At 72.0% G+C, this 14,342-nt stretch carries 12 protein-coding genes and 1 CRISPR repeat array; of the genes, 7 read left to right on the forward strand and 5 right to left on the reverse strand.

The window, feature by feature from the left end; genetic code table 11:
• Nucleotides 1-116: 116 nt before the first annotated feature.
• Nucleotides 117-1,586, forward strand: a complete 1,470-nt coding sequence (locus tag OG700_RS10290; protein ID WP_405612043.1) for a helix-turn-helix domain-containing protein — start codon at nt 117-119, stop codon at nt 1,584-1,586.
• A 188-nt stretch (nt 1,587-1,774) separates the two neighbouring features.
• On the opposite strand, the gene glgP is transcribed toward OG700_RS10290, so the two are convergent.
• Nucleotides 1,775-4,381 (reverse strand): alpha-glucan family phosphorylase, encoded by a 2,607-nt coding sequence (gene glgP / locus OG700_RS10295; protein WP_405612045.1) that lies wholly within the window; start codon nt 4,379-4,381, stop codon nt 1,775-1,777.
• Between the two features lie 1,092 nt (nt 4,382-5,473).
• Nucleotides 5,474-7,332: direct repeats of the CRISPR family, unit length 29 nt; unit sequence GTTCTCCCCGCGCAGGCGGGGGTGTTCCG.
• A 388-nt stretch (nt 7,333-7,720) separates the two neighbouring features.
• Between glgP and OG700_RS10300 the strand changes: the two genes are divergently transcribed.
• A complete protein-coding gene (locus tag OG700_RS10300) occupies nt 7,721-8,062 on the forward strand; it encodes a DUF6415 family natural product biosynthesis protein (RefSeq protein ID WP_405612047.1) in 342 nt (113 codons plus the stop codon).
• A gap of 104 nt (nt 8,063-8,166) precedes the next feature.
• On the opposite strand, the gene OG700_RS10305 is transcribed toward OG700_RS10300, so the two are convergent.
• On the reverse strand, nt 8,167-8,418 hold the full coding sequence (locus OG700_RS10305) for a hypothetical protein (RefSeq protein WP_405612049.1): 252 nt from the start codon (nt 8,416-8,418) through the stop codon (nt 8,167-8,169).
• A 39-nt stretch (nt 8,419-8,457) separates the two neighbouring features.
• On the opposite strand from OG700_RS10305, the gene OG700_RS10310 reads away from it, so the two are divergent.
• From OG700_RS10310 to OG700_RS10330, 5 genes are all read left to right on the forward strand, one after another.
• Nucleotides 8,458-8,721, forward strand: coding sequence for a hypothetical protein (locus OG700_RS10310; protein WP_405612051.1), 264 nt, complete (start codon nt 8,458-8,460; stop codon nt 8,719-8,721).
• The gene (locus OG700_RS10315) at nt 8,718-8,897 is read left to right on the forward strand and encodes a hypothetical protein (protein WP_405612053.1); all 180 of its coding nucleotides are present in this window, start codon (nt 8,718-8,720) and stop codon (nt 8,895-8,897) included. Before OG700_RS10310 ends, OG700_RS10315 begins: the two co-directional genes overlap by 4 nt.
• A complete protein-coding gene (locus OG700_RS10320; RefSeq protein ID WP_405612055.1) occupies nt 8,894-9,097 on the forward strand; it encodes a hypothetical protein in 204 nt (67 codons plus the stop codon). Before OG700_RS10315 ends, OG700_RS10320 begins: the two co-directional genes overlap by 4 nt.
• 79 nt (nt 9,098-9,176) lie before the next feature.
• A complete protein-coding gene (locus OG700_RS10325; protein WP_405612057.1) occupies nt 9,177-9,308 on the forward strand; it encodes a hypothetical protein in 132 nt (43 codons plus the stop codon).
• 38 nt (nt 9,309-9,346) lie between these two features.
• Nucleotides 9,347-9,871, forward strand: coding sequence for a hypothetical protein (locus OG700_RS10330; protein WP_405612059.1), 525 nt, complete (start codon nt 9,347-9,349; stop codon nt 9,869-9,871).
• A 53-nt stretch (nt 9,872-9,924) separates the two neighbouring features.
• Here OG700_RS10330 and OG700_RS10335 read toward each other — a convergent pair whose 3' ends face one another.
• The 3 genes from OG700_RS10335 to OG700_RS10345 form a co-directional block, all read right to left on the reverse strand.
• The gene (locus tag OG700_RS10335; protein ID WP_405612061.1) at nt 9,925-11,217 is read right to left on the reverse strand and encodes a flavin-dependent oxidoreductase; all 1,293 of its coding nucleotides are present in this window, start codon (nt 11,215-11,217) and stop codon (nt 9,925-9,927) included.
• Nucleotides 11,214-12,443: a monodechloroaminopyrrolnitrin synthase PrnB family protein gene (locus OG700_RS10340; protein WP_405612063.1), complete on the reverse strand. Its 1,230-nt coding sequence runs from the start codon at nt 12,441-12,443 to the stop codon at nt 11,214-11,216. The genes OG700_RS10335 and OG700_RS10340 overlap by 4 nt, the downstream gene beginning before the upstream one ends.
• Nucleotides 12,444-12,693: 250 nt before the next feature.
• Nucleotides 12,694-14,070 carry an MFS transporter gene (locus tag OG700_RS10345; protein WP_405621579.1) on the reverse strand — a complete coding sequence of 459 codons (1,377 nt, stop codon included), beginning with the start codon at nt 14,068-14,070 and terminating at the stop codon, nt 12,694-12,696.
• Nucleotides 14,071-14,342: the final 272 nt, after the last annotated feature.

Genomic DNA, 14,342 nt, shown 5'->3' on the forward strand with positions numbered 1-14,342 from the left:
AACAACCCGGCTGAAGTGCGGAACGCCTGGAACGCCGGCGCGTACGCTGGCCTGGGGGAACGACAAGTGCCTGGAACGAGCGCGGAACGGCGTGGCGGGCCGGAGGGGGACGTGCAATGGGCCGGTCGGAGAAGATCCCGGCGGAGACCGCCGAATTCGCGGAACGGCTGCGCGCTCTGAAGGAGAGAACCGACCGCAGTTACGGATCGCTCGCCACCCAACTGCACCTCGGCACCTCGACACTGCACCGCTACTGCCACGGGCACGCGCTGCCCGTCGATTACGCCCCGGTGGAGCGGCTGGCCCGGGTGGTCGGCGCGACGTCGGCCGAGCGCGTGGAGCTGCACCGCCTGTGGTTGCGGGCGCACGCGGCGCGTACGGAGGACGGAGACGGGGACGGGGACGCGGTTGCCGTCGCGGTCGCGGTCGCCGAACAGCCGCCGGTACGTGAGCCGTTACGTGAGCCGGATCCCGTACGCGAACCGGAGCCCGACCCCGACCCGGACCCCGACCCGGACCCCGACCCGGACCCGGATCCGGATCCGGACCCGGATCCGGATCCGGATCCGCCGCCCGCCGTCACGACCTCACCCACCACCCCACCCCCGCCCCTGTCCCGTCCCCGCGCCTCGCGGCTGCGCCGTCGGCGGGTCGTCGGCGCCGCGATCGCCGTCGTCGCCGTCCTCGGCGGCACCGTCGTCGTCGCGGCCGACCTCGGGCGCCCCGACGCGCGCACCGACAACAGCGGTCCGCGCCTCCCCGACCCCGGCCCGGACGGACCGGCGGATCCCCTGGCGCCGTCCGCCCGGTCGGGCGCTCCGTCCCCGAAGGCGAGCCCGACAACAGCCCCCGGCGGCAAGAAGGCGTTGCCGTCCGGGTCCGCCGGTTCCGGCGAGGCCGGGGGCGGCGGTGACGGTGGCGCCGGTGCGGCCGGCGCGAAGCCCGGAGCGGGGGCGGGAGCGGGCCGGACGCAGCCGCTGGTGTGGAGCGCGGACAGCCACAAGTGGCAGCTGGACTGCGGCCATACGTATCTGATCAACCGCGCCCCCTCCGCCGTACCGCCGCCGCCCACCGCCCAGGACGCGCGGCCGTGGGCGACAGCGCTCGACGCGGTGCACGGCGACTCCTCGATCACGCAGGCCACGGTGCGCGCGGCGGCGGGTGCGGGACCGGTCGTCGTCCAGGAGGTGTTCGTCCGGGTGGTGGGGCGGCGGGCGCCGCTCGACTGGAACGCGTACGACATGAGCAACGGCTGCGGCGGCTCGATCACTCCGGCCGTCTTCACCGTCGACCTGGACGCGTCGCGGCCGGTCGCGCGGCCGGTGGACGGTGCGAGCGAGGAGGGGCCGCTGCCGGCGCCCAGGCTTCCGTATCAGGTGACGTCGAGCGAACCGCTCGTGCTGAAGATCGAGGCGAGCACCGACGGCTGTGACTGCGACTGGTACGTGGAGCTGCGCTGGGCGGCCGGGGACCGTACGGGCGTCACACGTATCGACGGCGGCGGCCGGCCGTTCCGTACAAGCGCGTCGGGCTCCGACGGCCTGTACCGACACAACTACGAGACCGGCACCTGGATGAAGTCCTGACGGATCGTCAGAGCTTCACGACCAGCTACCAGTTCACGCCGGGTTGTTCGCGTGCGTCAGCGACTCCCAGGCGACGAACAGGTTTCGCAGCACTCCGCCCCGCCGGATAAATCCGACGGGGCGAAACGCACGAGCCCGAATTAACCAACTGCGTCGACGATGTCCGCCAGGCCCCACGGATATCAACCTCAGCGCATCAGCACGCCCGCGCCCTCCCCCGTCGCCTCGGTCGGCAGCGCGACCAGACCGAGATCGGCGGCGGCCAGCATCGGATGCGTGGGCATGACCCGCACGGTGTAGCCGAACGGCCCCGTACGGTCCAGGGCCAGTGGACCCTCGTACACCCAACGGCCCGCCTGATCGGGCCCGCCCGCCGGCTTCAGCGGGAAGATCTGCGCGTCGGCGATCGTGTCGTCGGCCCCCACCCGGCCCGCGACCGCCTGCACCTCCACATCGTCCGGGCGGAGTTGACCGAGAGTGACACGCACCTTCAGCGCGAGGGTCGAGCCCAGCTCCGCGCTGCCGCCCGCCGTGGTCGCCGACACGGCCTCCACATGGTCGACGGCCACGCCCGGCCAGGCGGCCCTGACCTGGTTCTTCCAGTCGGCCAACTCCCTTGCCGTCGCGGTGTCCAGCGCGCGGTGGGCGTCGGCGGCGGGCGTGTACAGCCGCTCCACGTACTCACGCACCATGCGGTCGGCGAGCACCTTCGGGCCGAGGGTGGTCATGGTGCGGCGGACCATCTCGATCCAACGCCCCGGAAGCGCCGGGGAGTCGACCGTCCCCGTCCCCTCTCCCGCCTCCGTACGGTCGTAGAAGCGGGGCGCGACCCGGTCCTCGATCAGCGCGTAGAGGGCGTTCGCCTCCAGCGTGTCGCGCCGGTCCTCGTCGGCCGAACCGTCGGCCGTCGGGATGGCCCAGCCGAAGTCCGGCTCGAACCATTCGTCCCACCAGCCGTCCAGCACCGACAGGTTGAGACACCCGTTGAGCGCGGCCTTCATCCCGCTCGTGCCGCACGCCTCCAGCGGGCGCAGGGGGTTGTTCAACCAGACGTCGCAGCCCGGATAGAGATTCCGCGCCATCGCCATCCCGTAGTCGGGCAGAAAGACGATGCGGTGGCGCACGCGCGGGTCGTCGGCGAACCTCACCAGCTCCTGCACGAGCCGCTTGCCGCCGTCGTCCGCCGGGTGCGCCTTGCCCGCGACGACGATCTGGATCGGCCGCTCGGGATGGAGCAGCAGTTCCGTCAGCCGGTCGCGGTCGCGCAGCATCAGCGTGAGCCGCTTGTACGAGGGGACGCGCCGGGCGAAGCCGATCGTCAGGACGTCGGGGTCGAGCACTCCGTCGATCCAGCCCAGTTCGGCGTCCGCCGCGCCCCGCTGGTGCCACGAGGCGCGCAGCCGCGTCCGCACCTCGTACACCAACCGCTCACGCAGGGTGCGCCGGACGCCCCAGAGGTCGGCGTCCGGCACCTCGCTCACCCCACCGTCGCCGTCGCCCAGCCGCGCGATCTCGGGCGCGACCCAGGTCGGGGCGTGCACGCCGTTGGTCACCGAGGTGATCGGTACGTCCTGCGGGTCGAAGCCCGGCCAGAGGCCGGCGAACATCTGCCGGCTGACGGCGCCGTGCAGGGTGGAGACGCCGTTGGCGCGCTGGGCGAGCCGCAGGCCCATGGCGGCCATGTTGAAGAGGTTCGGGTCGCCGCCGGGGAAGGTCTCCCTGCCCAGGCGCAGCACCTGATCGGTGGAGACGCCGGGCAGTTCGCCGTCTTCGGCGAAGTGGCGCGCGACGAGTTCGCGGTCGAACCGGTCGATCCCGGCGGGCACGGGGGTGTGGGTGGTGAACACGGTGCCGCCCCGGACGGCCTCCAGCGCGGTGTCGAACCCGAGCCCCGTGTCGCTGAGTTCACGGATACGTTCCAGGCCCTGGAAGCCGGCGTGGCCCTCGTTCGTGTGGAAGACCTCGGGCTCGGGGTGGCCGGAGAGGCGGCAGTACGCGCGGACGGCGCGGACGCCACCGATACCGAGCAGCATCTCCTGGAGCAGCCGGTGCTCGCTGCCGCCGCCGTAGAGACGGTCGGTCACCTCGCGCTCGGACGGCCCGTTGTCCTCTATGTCCGAGTCGAGCAGCAGCAGCGGCACCCGCCCGACGCGCGCCTGCCAGACGCACGCGCGCAGCGACCGGCCACCGGGCAGGGTGAGCGCGACGCGGCTGGGTCTGCCGTCCTCCTCCTTGAGGAGGCTGAGCGGCAGCTCGTTCGGATCGAGGACGGGATAGTGCTCCTGCTGCCAGCCGTCGCGCGACAGGGACTGGCGGAAGTAGCCGTGCCGGTAGAGCAGCCCGACGCCGATGAGCGGTACGCCGAGGTCGCTGGCGGCCTTGAGATGGTCACCGGCGAGGATGCCGAGGCCGCCGGAGTACTGGGGCAGGGCGGCGGTGACGCCGAACTCGGGCGAGAAGTACGCGACGGCCGCGGGCAGCTCGGCACCCTGGCCGCTGTGTTGCTGGTACCAGCGGTCGCCGCGCAGATAGTCGTCAAGCCCGGCGGCGACACCGGCCAGCCGGTCGAGGAACGGCCGGTCGCCGGCCAGCTCCACCAGCCGCGTGGCGGATACGGCCCCGAGCAGCCGCACCGGATCACGCCCGGCGGCGCGCCAGCCGTCGGGGTCGACGGCCTCGAAGAGTTCACAGGTCTCGGGATGCCAGGACCAGCGCAGATTGCGCGCGAGGCCGCTGAGTGGTCGCAGAGGTTCGGGGAGGACAGGACGCACGGTGAATCGACGGATTGCCTTCACGCGTTCCACCTTCGCAGGGGACATCCGGACCGACGGACCGCACCACGCTGTGCGCCCCGCCATCACCCTGACGGTATCCCCGCACCCCCGGCACCAGCCACGGCGCACGAGCGCACCGGGCCTGCCCGGCGCGCGACCCCGGCGCGTAGGGAGCGCCGGGGTCGCCCGTACGGGTGGCCGGCGGCAGCGCCTGGCGTCGACTCACCGGGTGCGCCGTCCTGATGGGCGGGGCGGCCTCCGTCGGGTCGGAAGTCGGAAGTCAGGCCGGCTTCTCGCCGAGAGCCGCGCACAGCCGGTCGAGCGAGCCCTGCCCCCTGCACCTCGTCGGCGAGGCGTTGCCCGCACTCGGTGACTGTCCCGGCCGGACCTCATCGGGCATGCCTGCGTCTGGTTGGCGGGAACCGCCTGCGGATCGATCTCCTCTACGCGTGTGCTTGAGCGTTCCCGCCTCGTACAGGAAACGTCGTCCCGTAGCCGTCTTAAGCCCTGATTGATCCGGGGCTGCTCACCTTGTGGAGAAGGGTGAGCGCAGTCTCGCCGAAGGCGAGGGCCGCATCGAGTTCGCCGGCCGCTGCCAGGCTCCGCTCAAGCCACACGCGCGCCGCAAGTCCATTGCGCCTCAAGGTCGTGGACCGCACCACAGCCACGGCCTTGGCGGGCCGACCAAGATCGATGAAGCAGAGCGCGGCCGTGCCTGAGATCTCACCGGTCTTGAAGAACCTCAGCCCTGCCGGGGTCCGTCGGGCTGCCGCTCGAACTCCTGCTCAGCCCGGACCATCGACCGCCCACACCGGCCACACCGGCCGCCCTGACCCGGTACCGCGTGTCCGCGAGCGACGCGGGTGTGTGCAGCAGGGATGAACGCTGGCCGTCTCCCCGTCTCCCCGTCCCCCCGCGTCTCAGCGAGTGCTACCGCAGGCGATGTCCCCAACCTCGCTGGTGCGGGCAGGGGCGGCCGTTGACCGGACTCATCCGGGAATGACGCGACTGCGCCCTGAGCTGCCGGGGAGCTGCAACACTGATGTTGTGGCCCCTGCTGGTAGCTTTTCCAAAGAGATGGCAAAGCCCCCTGAAATCCGCAGGTCGCGAAGAGTTCTCCCCGCGCAGGCGGGGGTGTTCCGGCCGGGTCGCACGGCGACCGCGCCACGATCACGTTCTCCCCGCGCAGGCGGGGGTGTTCCGAGGGCATCCAGGCTGTGCGCCGACACCGGGTGGTTCTCCCCGCGCAGGCGGGGGTGTTCCGAATCCGATGGTGAACATTCCGAGAGTGACGGTGTTCTCCCCGCGCAGGCGGGGGTGTTCCGCATCGGGATCCGATTCTCAGGTATGTGATTCCGTTCTCCCCGCGCAGGCGGGGGTGTTCCTCGGTCCGGACGTCCTGCTGGATGCCGAGTTCCGTTCTCCCCGCGCAGGCGGGGGTGTTCCGACGTCGATGCCCCAGCGCAGGCCCCATGACTCGTTCTCCCCGCGCAGGCGGGGGTGTTCCGGCGAGACGTCTTCGGCCATGCAGTGAACTCAGGTTCTCCCCGCGCAGGCGGGGGTGTTCCGGTGGGAATGAAAACCGTCGGGTCCGCTGCTGGGTTCTCCCCGCGCAGGCGGGGGTGTTCCGCTGCATGCGTCAGTCTGCGTTCATGACGCAGCGTTCTCCCCGCGCAGGCGGGGGTGTTCCGGCCGGGTCGCACGGCGACCGCGCCACGATCACGTTCTCCCCGCGCAGGCGGGGGTGTTCCGACGTCGATGCCCCAGCGCAGGCCCCATGACTCGTTCTCCCCGCGCAGGCGGGGGTGTTCCGGCGAGACGTCTTCGGCCATGCAGTGAACTCAGGTTCTCCCCGCGCAGGCGGGGGTGTTCCGGTGGGAATGAAAACCGTCGGGTCCGCTGCTGGGTTCTCCCCGCGCAGGCGGGGGTGTTCCGGTAGATCTTCAACATCTTTGCAGCATGGGCATGTTCTCCCCGCGCAGGCGGGGGTGTTCCGTTCTGGCCCCACCCTCCGAACGGGCGGACGACGTTCTCCCCGCGCAGGCGGGGGTGTTCCGCTGATCAGGTCGGCCAGGGCCTTCTCGACGTCGTTCTCCCCGCGCAGGCGGGGGTGTTCCGAACCTCGATGGCGCGCTCGCTCACACCGTCAGGTTCTCCCCGCGCAGGCGGGGGTGTTCCGCTCCTTGCTCAGCTCGAAACCCTCGATGCGGAGTTCTCCCCGCGCAGGCGGGGGTGTTCCGCTGCATGCGTCAGTCTGCGTTCATGACGCAGCGTTCTCCCCGCGCAGGCGGGGGTGTTCCGGCCGGGTCGCACGGCGACCGCGCCACGATCACGTTCTCCCCGCGCAGGCGGGGGTGTTCCGATTCTCTGCCTTCAGATGCCCCTGAGGGCAGAGTTCTCCCCGCGCAGGCGGGGGTGTTCCGGAACTCCGACTGCCGCGCCCGGTTCGTACCGAGTTCTCCCCGCGCAGGCGGGGGTGTTCCGACGGAGAGAGGGGCGCCGCCTGATGGGCACCCGTTCTCCCCGCGCAGGCGGGGGTGTTCCGTACTGCGACCAGCACGGCGAAGGGGCGCTGTTGTTCTCCCCGCGCAGGCGGGGGTGTTCCGGTTCCGATGGGGAGGCTGATGCGCCAGGACGGGTTCTCCCCGCGCAGGCGGGGGTGTTCCGTATCGGTTGTTCACGCCGCAGTTGCCGACGATGTTCTCCCCGCGCAGGCGGGGGTGTTCCGTTGCAGTCTTGATGTCGACCAGGAAGGAGAGGGTTCTCCCCGCGCAGGCGGGGGTGTTCCGCCAGCGTGACCGCCGCCCGCCGTACGTCATCTGTTCTCCCCGCGCAGGCGGGGGTGTTCCGACATCACCGATGGCGTGGTTCAGCGCCGCAGAGTTCTCCCCGCGCAGGCGGGGGTGTTCCGGTCCTGAGGGAGTGAGCGGTAGGGCTCGATCGGTTCTCCCCGCGCAGGCGGGGGTGTTCGTCGGCGATCCGGCGAACGACGTCGAAGCTGGTGACGCGCTGGCCGCCGCTGATGATCGTGGACACCTTGCCAGGGGTGAGCTGGCAGGCCAAGGCGATCCGGTTTTGGGAGATGCCGCCCCATTTTTTGATCAGGGTGAAGACGGCTGCGAAGTCGTGCTCGATGAGTGCTGCCCGTACGTCTGCTCTGTCGAGGGCTTCGGGGGCGAGCGGGCCGGGTGTGGTGGCGTCCATGCGGGCCGACTTCCAGGGCGATCCCACGCACGCGAGTGTGCCTTGCTGGAGCATCAACGACTGTATTACCGCCTCGGTAACCCCCGCTGGTCATACCGGAGTTGCGTGCGCGAGTCGACGCTGATTGAGCAACGGATTCCTACGACCGGGGACGGCATGTTGAACACATCGCAGACCACCACCGACCTGTCCAGTGATCTGCCGATCGACATCGAGACCATGCTCTGCAACGCGGGCGGCTTACTTGACGGCAGCGTGGTGCCCCCGGACCTGGCCGCCCTGGACCGGCTCACGCTTCAACTCCGCGGTCACCTGAACCTGCTGATCTCCGAGCTGGGCGACCCTGACGATCCCCGCGCCAAGGCAGGTCTCGGCGAGGCCCGGCGCAGGCTGTCGGCCGGCCCCGGCTCGCTCGGCCCTGTGCGGTACGCCGAGTGCCTGGCACGCTCCGTCGTGGCGCTGTGCACCCATGTGGAGCGCCTGGCGCTGACCAGGTGAAGACCGTGACGCCCTGGACACCGCCCATCGCGACGACCGAACTCGTGGCGGCCGGGAACGTCTGGGACGCCGTACACGTCCCGGCCCGATACGGGCCAGGCGTGTCAGATCTTGTACTCGTACCCGATGGTCAGGCGCTGCGGCAGGCACCATTCGCCGTAGACGATCACGCCGTCGGCGTCGCTCCACTCGTGCGCTCCGGCGAGAATCGGATCGCCGGTGGCGATGCCGAGGTGAGCCGCCTCGCGCTGGTCGGCGGCACGGCCATGCATCGCATCGCGGCCGTGCGTCACCGTGCGGCCGGTGCCAGTCTCGATCTGGACAAACAGATTTGCCCCCACAACCTTCCAGGCCATCGTGGCCGCGCCCGTCGTAGCGCGAGCGGAGGGGGCCAGATGATGTGCGTCAAGGGCGAGCACGAGTTCCCCGAAGAGGATGACGTGGGCGCGTACTGCGTCGCGCACGGCGTGACGCTGCTGTTCCGGGGCGACCCCATCCGCCCCGAAGACCTGCCCCACTCGCCGGCACCGGACGCGGCGGCGCTTCAAGCGGTCATGGACCACGCGGACCACCGCACCCCGTGCCGCGTGCGTACCGACGGCGGGTACTGCCCGACCGCCGCCGCGCTGGTGCGCGCCGAGAGGGAAAGTCGACGATGACGACGCTGGGATCCGGGGCCACGCCGCTCGGCCTCAAGCCCCTGTGCTGGGCACTCAAGCCGAAGACGGCAATCCGCTGCACCCGCCTGGACCCGCACCACTCGGGCGACCACGCCAACGCCTACGTCGGCGTCAACGGCGCCGCCTGGCCCCGCCACGCGGACGAGCGGCGGTGACCCCGCCAGCAGTCGTGTACGAGCTGGGCGATTGCTTCCGCTGCGACCGCGCGGGGCTCCAGGTCACCCGTATCGGCGAGATCACCGGACCGGAGGGCGAGACGCCACTTCATGCCTGTCGCTCGTGTGTCGAACGTCTGCTCGCGCTGCACCGCAGTGCCCACGAGAACCCGGTCCGCCGCTACACGCAACCCCAATGACCCCCGCCCCGGCCGTGACTCCGACCAAGAAACCCCGGCCGGGACGGGTCCACGCACCACCCCCGGAAGGGAACGGCACATGACCACGACCGTACAGCGCTGGGCGATCGCCCAGGGCGACGAGGACAACACCGACATCGAGGACGGCGACGGCAGCGGCTCCAACCCCGCCGCCGGCTGCGGCGACAACGACAGCTTCACAAGTCGCTGACCCACCAGGGCGGGCCCATCCGTCGCGAAGGGAAGGACATGGCACCACCCGTGACCGGCACCGGAAGAGTCACCGTGCTCCCACTGCTCCACACCTGGCCGGATCGGTACGGCATCCTCACCTACACCACCCTGGGCGCCTTCGGAGAAACCGCCGTCATCGGCTACATCCCCATCGCCGACATCCCGGACATGCCCCTCATGGACATCGCCGCACGGCACCGGCCGACGCGGGTCTACGGATCCGCCGGCGGACCGGGATTCGCCGAGGCGTGCTGGCTGATGTGCGTGGGCTGGAGCGGGCGCGTGATCCGCAAGCCGGGCACCCTCGAACTGGACCACGCGCAATGGTCGTTGGAGCGCGACAGCACCACCGACCTCTTCAAGACGGTCTACGGGCACGACCGCCTGCACGCCGGTCGCCTCACCCTCACCGACCCCGAACTGATGGCCAAGGCCCGCGCACTGCTGCCCACGCCCTGCTGCCCACCCACGGCCGCTCGGACAGCGAAAGACCGACCCTCACCCGGTGACCCCCGCGTCACGCCGGGGCCAGCCGGATGAGGCCGCTCGACGGCGGGGGCGGTGGGACCCGGTGGGACCACCGCCCCGCGCTCTCAAGACCGCGCGCCCAGCGTGGTCTCGTACGGGGAGCCCGTGTTCACCGATTCCGGGTCGAACGCACCCGTCGCCGCGTACCGCGCCGCTATCTCCGCCAGTTCGGACGGCGGGATCACGTCGCCGATGTCGGTGAAGCCGCCGGGGGCACGCGCGTGGGCCAGGTTGATGACGACCTCGGGGCCCTGTTCCCGGTTGGCCCGTTGCAGCTGTGTCATGGCCGGGCGGCGCCGCGTCTCGTACGCCGTCAGGGCCTCGGACCGGTCGGGGTGCGTCGCCAGCGCGTGCGCCAGCGCACGGGCGTCGACGATCGACTGTGTCGCGCCGTTCGAACCGATCGGGTACATCGCGTGGGCGGCGTCGCCGATCAGGGTCGTACGGCCGTGGGTCCAGCGCGCCAGCGGTTCGCGGTCGACCATCGGGTACTCGAAGGCGCGCTCGGCGGCGGCCAGCACCTCGGGGACGCTGACGCCGTCGAACTCCCAGCCCGCGTAGTGGTGCGCGAACTTCGCGACCGGGACCGGCCGGTTCCAGTCGCCGCGCCCGGCGTCGGCGATCTCCGTCGCGGGCATCGCCAGCGCCCAGTTGACCAGGACGTGCCGCTCGGGGCCGGTCGGGTGCGTCATCGGGTAGACCACGGCCTTGTGCCGGTCGTCGCCCGCGATGAACATGAACGTGCCCGCACGGTGCGCGGGGACGCGCGAGACACCGCGCCAGACGAGCATGCCGTTCCACGGCGGCTCGCCCTCGCCGGGGTTCAGCGCGGCGCGGACCGCCGAGCGGACGCCGTCGGCGCCGATCAGTACGTCGGGCTCCAGGGAGGCACCACCCCCGCCGCCCCGGCGCCCGTCGCGGTGCGCGAGCAGGACGCGCGCCCGGCCGTCCCGCGACGTCTGAAGGCCGCTGACCCGGACCCCGGCGACGATCGCGTCGCCACCGAGCCTGTCCCGTACCGCGTCGGCGAGCACCCGTTGCAGATCGCCTCGGTGGATGGACAGTTGGGGCCACCGGTAGCCCGCCGCCAGGCCGCGCGGCTCGCGGGAGATCAGGCCGCCGCCGCGGTGGTAGTAGCGCAGTTCACCGGTGCGTACGGAGCACTCGTCGAGCCGGCTGAGCAGGCCGAGCGCGTCGAGTTCGCGTACCGCGTTGGGCATGATGTTCAGTCCGGCGCCCAGCGGCTGGATCTCCCGTGCGGCCTCGACGACGGTGATCCGGTCGAAACCGGCGGCGTGCAGGGAGAGAGCCGCGGTGAGGCCGGCGATGCCGCCGCCCGCGATCATGATGTGAGTCATGCCGTGAATCTCTTTTCACGAAGCGGTGATGTGGCGGACACGGCCCCGGACGCGGACCCGGACGCCGTCGCCGTCGCCGGCTCGGGTGCCGATGTGACCGTGGACGCCGTCGCCGGCGCGTGCATGCGTACGTTCGCGTGCCGCACCAACGTCTCGTTGTCCCGCGTCAGATCGAGCACCGACCGCAGCAGCGCGATCGGCGCACCCCCGCTGCCCGCGTCGTACAGCCGCAGTTCGTCGCTGTACGCCTTGCGCGCGATGCCGATGTGTCTGGCCCGGAACGTCTTCAGTATCCGCAGCACCCGCGCCAGCGAAAGCGCCGACGCGGCCAGCGCCGGCGGCAGCCGCGGCGTCGACTCCCAGCTGATCGCCGCGGACAGCTTGCTCACGGCGGACGTCGAGCCCCGGTGCGCCGCGTGGAAGGCCCGCCACGACGGCAGGCTGTAGCGCACCGACTCGTCGAGGAACGCGTCGTACTCCGGACTGCTCCGGTCGCACTGCCACAGCGTCAGATCGACCAGCCACAGCGGCACCTGCGCCGCCGCCGGGCCGAGATAGTCGTGGCCGGCGATGTCGACCTCCTCGAAGTACGGGCGCAGCCCGCGGGCGAAGAAGTCCGGCGTGACCTGCGCGACGGTGAAGTCGATGGAGTCCACCATGGCCTGGACGTGCCGCCCCGTACGGTCGAGCGCGTCGGCGAACCGGGGGTCGTACGGTTCCAGCCCGGCCAGCTCCGAGCAGCTGCCGAGCGAGGCGACGAGCGCGGGGAAGACCATCCGTACCGCGTCCTGGAGGTGCCCCTCCATCTTCTCGCCGGTGTACATGCGCTGGCGGTCGCCGAGCGGGTTCCACGTCGTGTAGTGGTGCACGGTGTCGCGCGGCACCATGTCGGTGCGGCGGCCCAGTTCCTGGAGGACGGGCAGGGCCTCGGGGACGGCGGCGACCGGTTCCACGCCGTGCCGTTTGAGCGAGCCGAGGAGCAGCCCGATGTCGCGTACGGCGGCGAGCGCGTCGACCACGCCCAGCGTGGCTGTGCGGTCGGGATCGGGTACGAGCGTGCGCAGGGCGGCGGTGAGTGCGGGGACGGCGGCGTCCCGGTTCATCGCGGGGACGGCGGCGATTGTCGCGTCGGCGCCCAGCGGATCGGCTGCGCGTATGCCGGCTATGCGGTAGCGCGGTTCGCGGCGCGCCTCGATCGCGGGCGCGACAAGGTCGTACAACGTCATGGAAGTGCCCCCCTCGGGCGTGGGTCGGGTGGGTGGTGGGACACGGGACGGGCGGTGTCCCGCCGTCGCGGCCGCGGTCGCGCTCGATCACGCGCCCCGACCGGCCGGCGGCCCCTGTGCCCCGTCGCGGCGATCCCCCCTTGGCCATGTCGTCGAAGTCCCGCCCCACGGGCGGACGGCGCTACTTCGAAGACACGACCAGGACCGTCGACCGGGCCCCGCCCCGCCTGCGCACTCGCTCCTCCTGCGTCTACTCCAGGGCGCCACCGACCCGGTCCTGGGGCGGGGGCGCGGACGCCGGCGCGGGGAGCCGCAGCCGGATGGAGAGCAGCGCGGCGCAGGCGGCGAAGACGGCGCCGACGAGGAGGGCGGCCTTGAAACCGGCGGTCTCGTCGGCGGCGCCGGTCGCGCCGAGCGCGTCGGTACGGGCGGTGGCGACGGCGACGAGTACGGCGAGGCCGAGTACGGAGCCGAACTGCTGGCTGGTGTTGATGAGTCCGGACGCCAGCCCGGTCTCGCCCGGCGCCGCGTCGGCGGTCGCGGCGACGTTGGTGGTGACCATGACCAGCGGCAGTGCGACACCCAGCAGGAGGCTGGGCGCGAGGACGGTGGAGAAGAAGGTGCCCTCGGCGGCGAGCGCGAGGGCCAGGGTGAGCATGCCGACGAAGAGCAGCGTGAAGCCGAGCGTCATCGTGGCGCGCAGCCCGACACGGTGGATGAGGCGGCCGGTCTGCGGGGCGGTGACGACGACGGCGAGGGAGAGCGGCAGCAGGCCGAGCCCGCCGTAGAGGGGACTCTGGCCGAGGACGCTCTGGAGGTAGAGACTGACGAGGAAGAACATCGGGAAGAGCGCCATCTGGGCCAGTGCGCTGAGGCAGTTGGCGAGCCGCAGGGTGGGACGGCGGAGCACGGCGGGCGGCACGAGCGGATGGGCGATTCGTTTCTCCAGGACGGCGAACGCCGCCAGGAGTACGAGCCCGGCGGCGAACGCGCCCAGCGTCCGCGCGCTGGTCCAGCCGGCCTCACCGGCGCCGACGAGGCCGTACGCGATCAGCCCGAGGCCGGCGGTCGCGGTGAGGGCGCCGCCGAGGTCGAAGCCACGTTCGGCGCTGCGGGTGTTGCCGTCGAGGAGGCGCAGCGCGAGGACGGCGAGGACGAGCGCGCCGAGGACGTTCAGCCAGAAGGTGGAGCGCCAGCCGAGGAGGTCGGTGAGTACGCCGCCGAGCACGGTGCCCAGTACGCCGCCGAGTCCGCCCATCGCGGCGAAGGCGCCGAGGGCCTTGTGGCGGTCGGGTCCGTCGGGGAACAGGTTGAGCAGCAGGGCGAACGCGGCGGCCGCGGCGAACGCGGCACCGACGCCTTGTGCGGCACGCGCCGCGATGAGCACTTCCACGGACCCGGCGGCCCCGCCGGCGGCGGAGGCGACGCCGAGGACCCCGAGCCCGCCGAGGAACACCCGGCGGTGCCCGAGCAGATCGGCGGCGCGCCCGCCGAGGAGCAGCAGCCCGCCGAAGGTGATCAGGAACGCGTTGGCGACCCAGGACAGTCCGGCGGACCCGGATCCGAGGTCGGCCCCGACGGACGGCAGGGCGACGTTGATAATCGCGGTGTCCATGATGAGCAGCAACTGAGTGGACGCGAGTAACGCGAGTGCGGCCTTGGCGCTGCGCGCCGAACGCGCCGCTCGCCCCCCGCCCTTCCCTCGCGGCGCCTGCGGCCCCTGCGGCGCCTGCGGCCTCCGCGTGTCGGGTCCCGGCGCCGCGGGGCCGGGGGCGGGAGACCCCAGGGCGCCGGGAGATGGTGGGCCGGCCGGGCCGTGCGGACCCACGCGGCTGCCGTGCGGACCCACGGCGCGGCCGGGCGCCGGCTCGGCGGCGTCCTCCCGCCCGTTCCCGCGCG

This window comes from Streptomyces sp. NBC_01508 (genome assembly GCF_045040315.1).
Classification (GTDB): domain Bacteria; phylum Actinomycetota; class Actinomycetes; order Streptomycetales; family Streptomycetaceae; genus Streptomyces.

What these genes read in the sequence shown, in the direction of transcription:
- OG700_RS10290 (WP_405612043.1), top strand. Translation starts at nt 117, where the DNA reads ATGGGCCGGTCGGAGAAGATCCCGGCGGAGACCGCCGAATTCGCGGAA.
- OG700_RS10300 (WP_405612047.1), top strand. Translation starts at nt 7,721, where the DNA reads ATGTTGAACACATCGCAGACCACCACCGACCTGTCCAGTGATCTGCCG.
- OG700_RS10305 (WP_405612049.1), bottom strand. Translation starts at nt 8,418, where the DNA reads ATGGCCTGGAAGGTTGTGGGGGCAAATCTGTTTGTCCAGATCGAGACT.
- OG700_RS10310 (WP_405612051.1), top strand. Translation starts at nt 8,458, where the DNA reads ATGATGTGCGTCAAGGGCGAGCACGAGTTCCCCGAAGAGGATGACGTG.
- OG700_RS10315 (WP_405612053.1), top strand. Translation starts at nt 8,718, where the DNA reads ATGACGACGCTGGGATCCGGGGCCACGCCGCTCGGCCTCAAGCCCCTG.
- OG700_RS10325 (WP_405612057.1), top strand. Translation starts at nt 9,177, where the DNA reads ATGACCACGACCGTACAGCGCTGGGCGATCGCCCAGGGCGACGAGGAC.
- OG700_RS10330 (WP_405612059.1), top strand. Translation starts at nt 9,347, where the DNA reads ATGGCACCACCCGTGACCGGCACCGGAAGAGTCACCGTGCTCCCACTG.
- OG700_RS10335 (WP_405612061.1), bottom strand. Translation starts at nt 11,217, where the DNA reads ATGACTCACATCATGATCGCGGGCGGCGGCATCGCCGGCCTCACCGCG.
- OG700_RS10340 (WP_405612063.1), bottom strand. Translation starts at nt 12,443, where the DNA reads ATGACGTTGTACGACCTTGTCGCGCCCGCGATCGAGGCGCGCCGCGAA.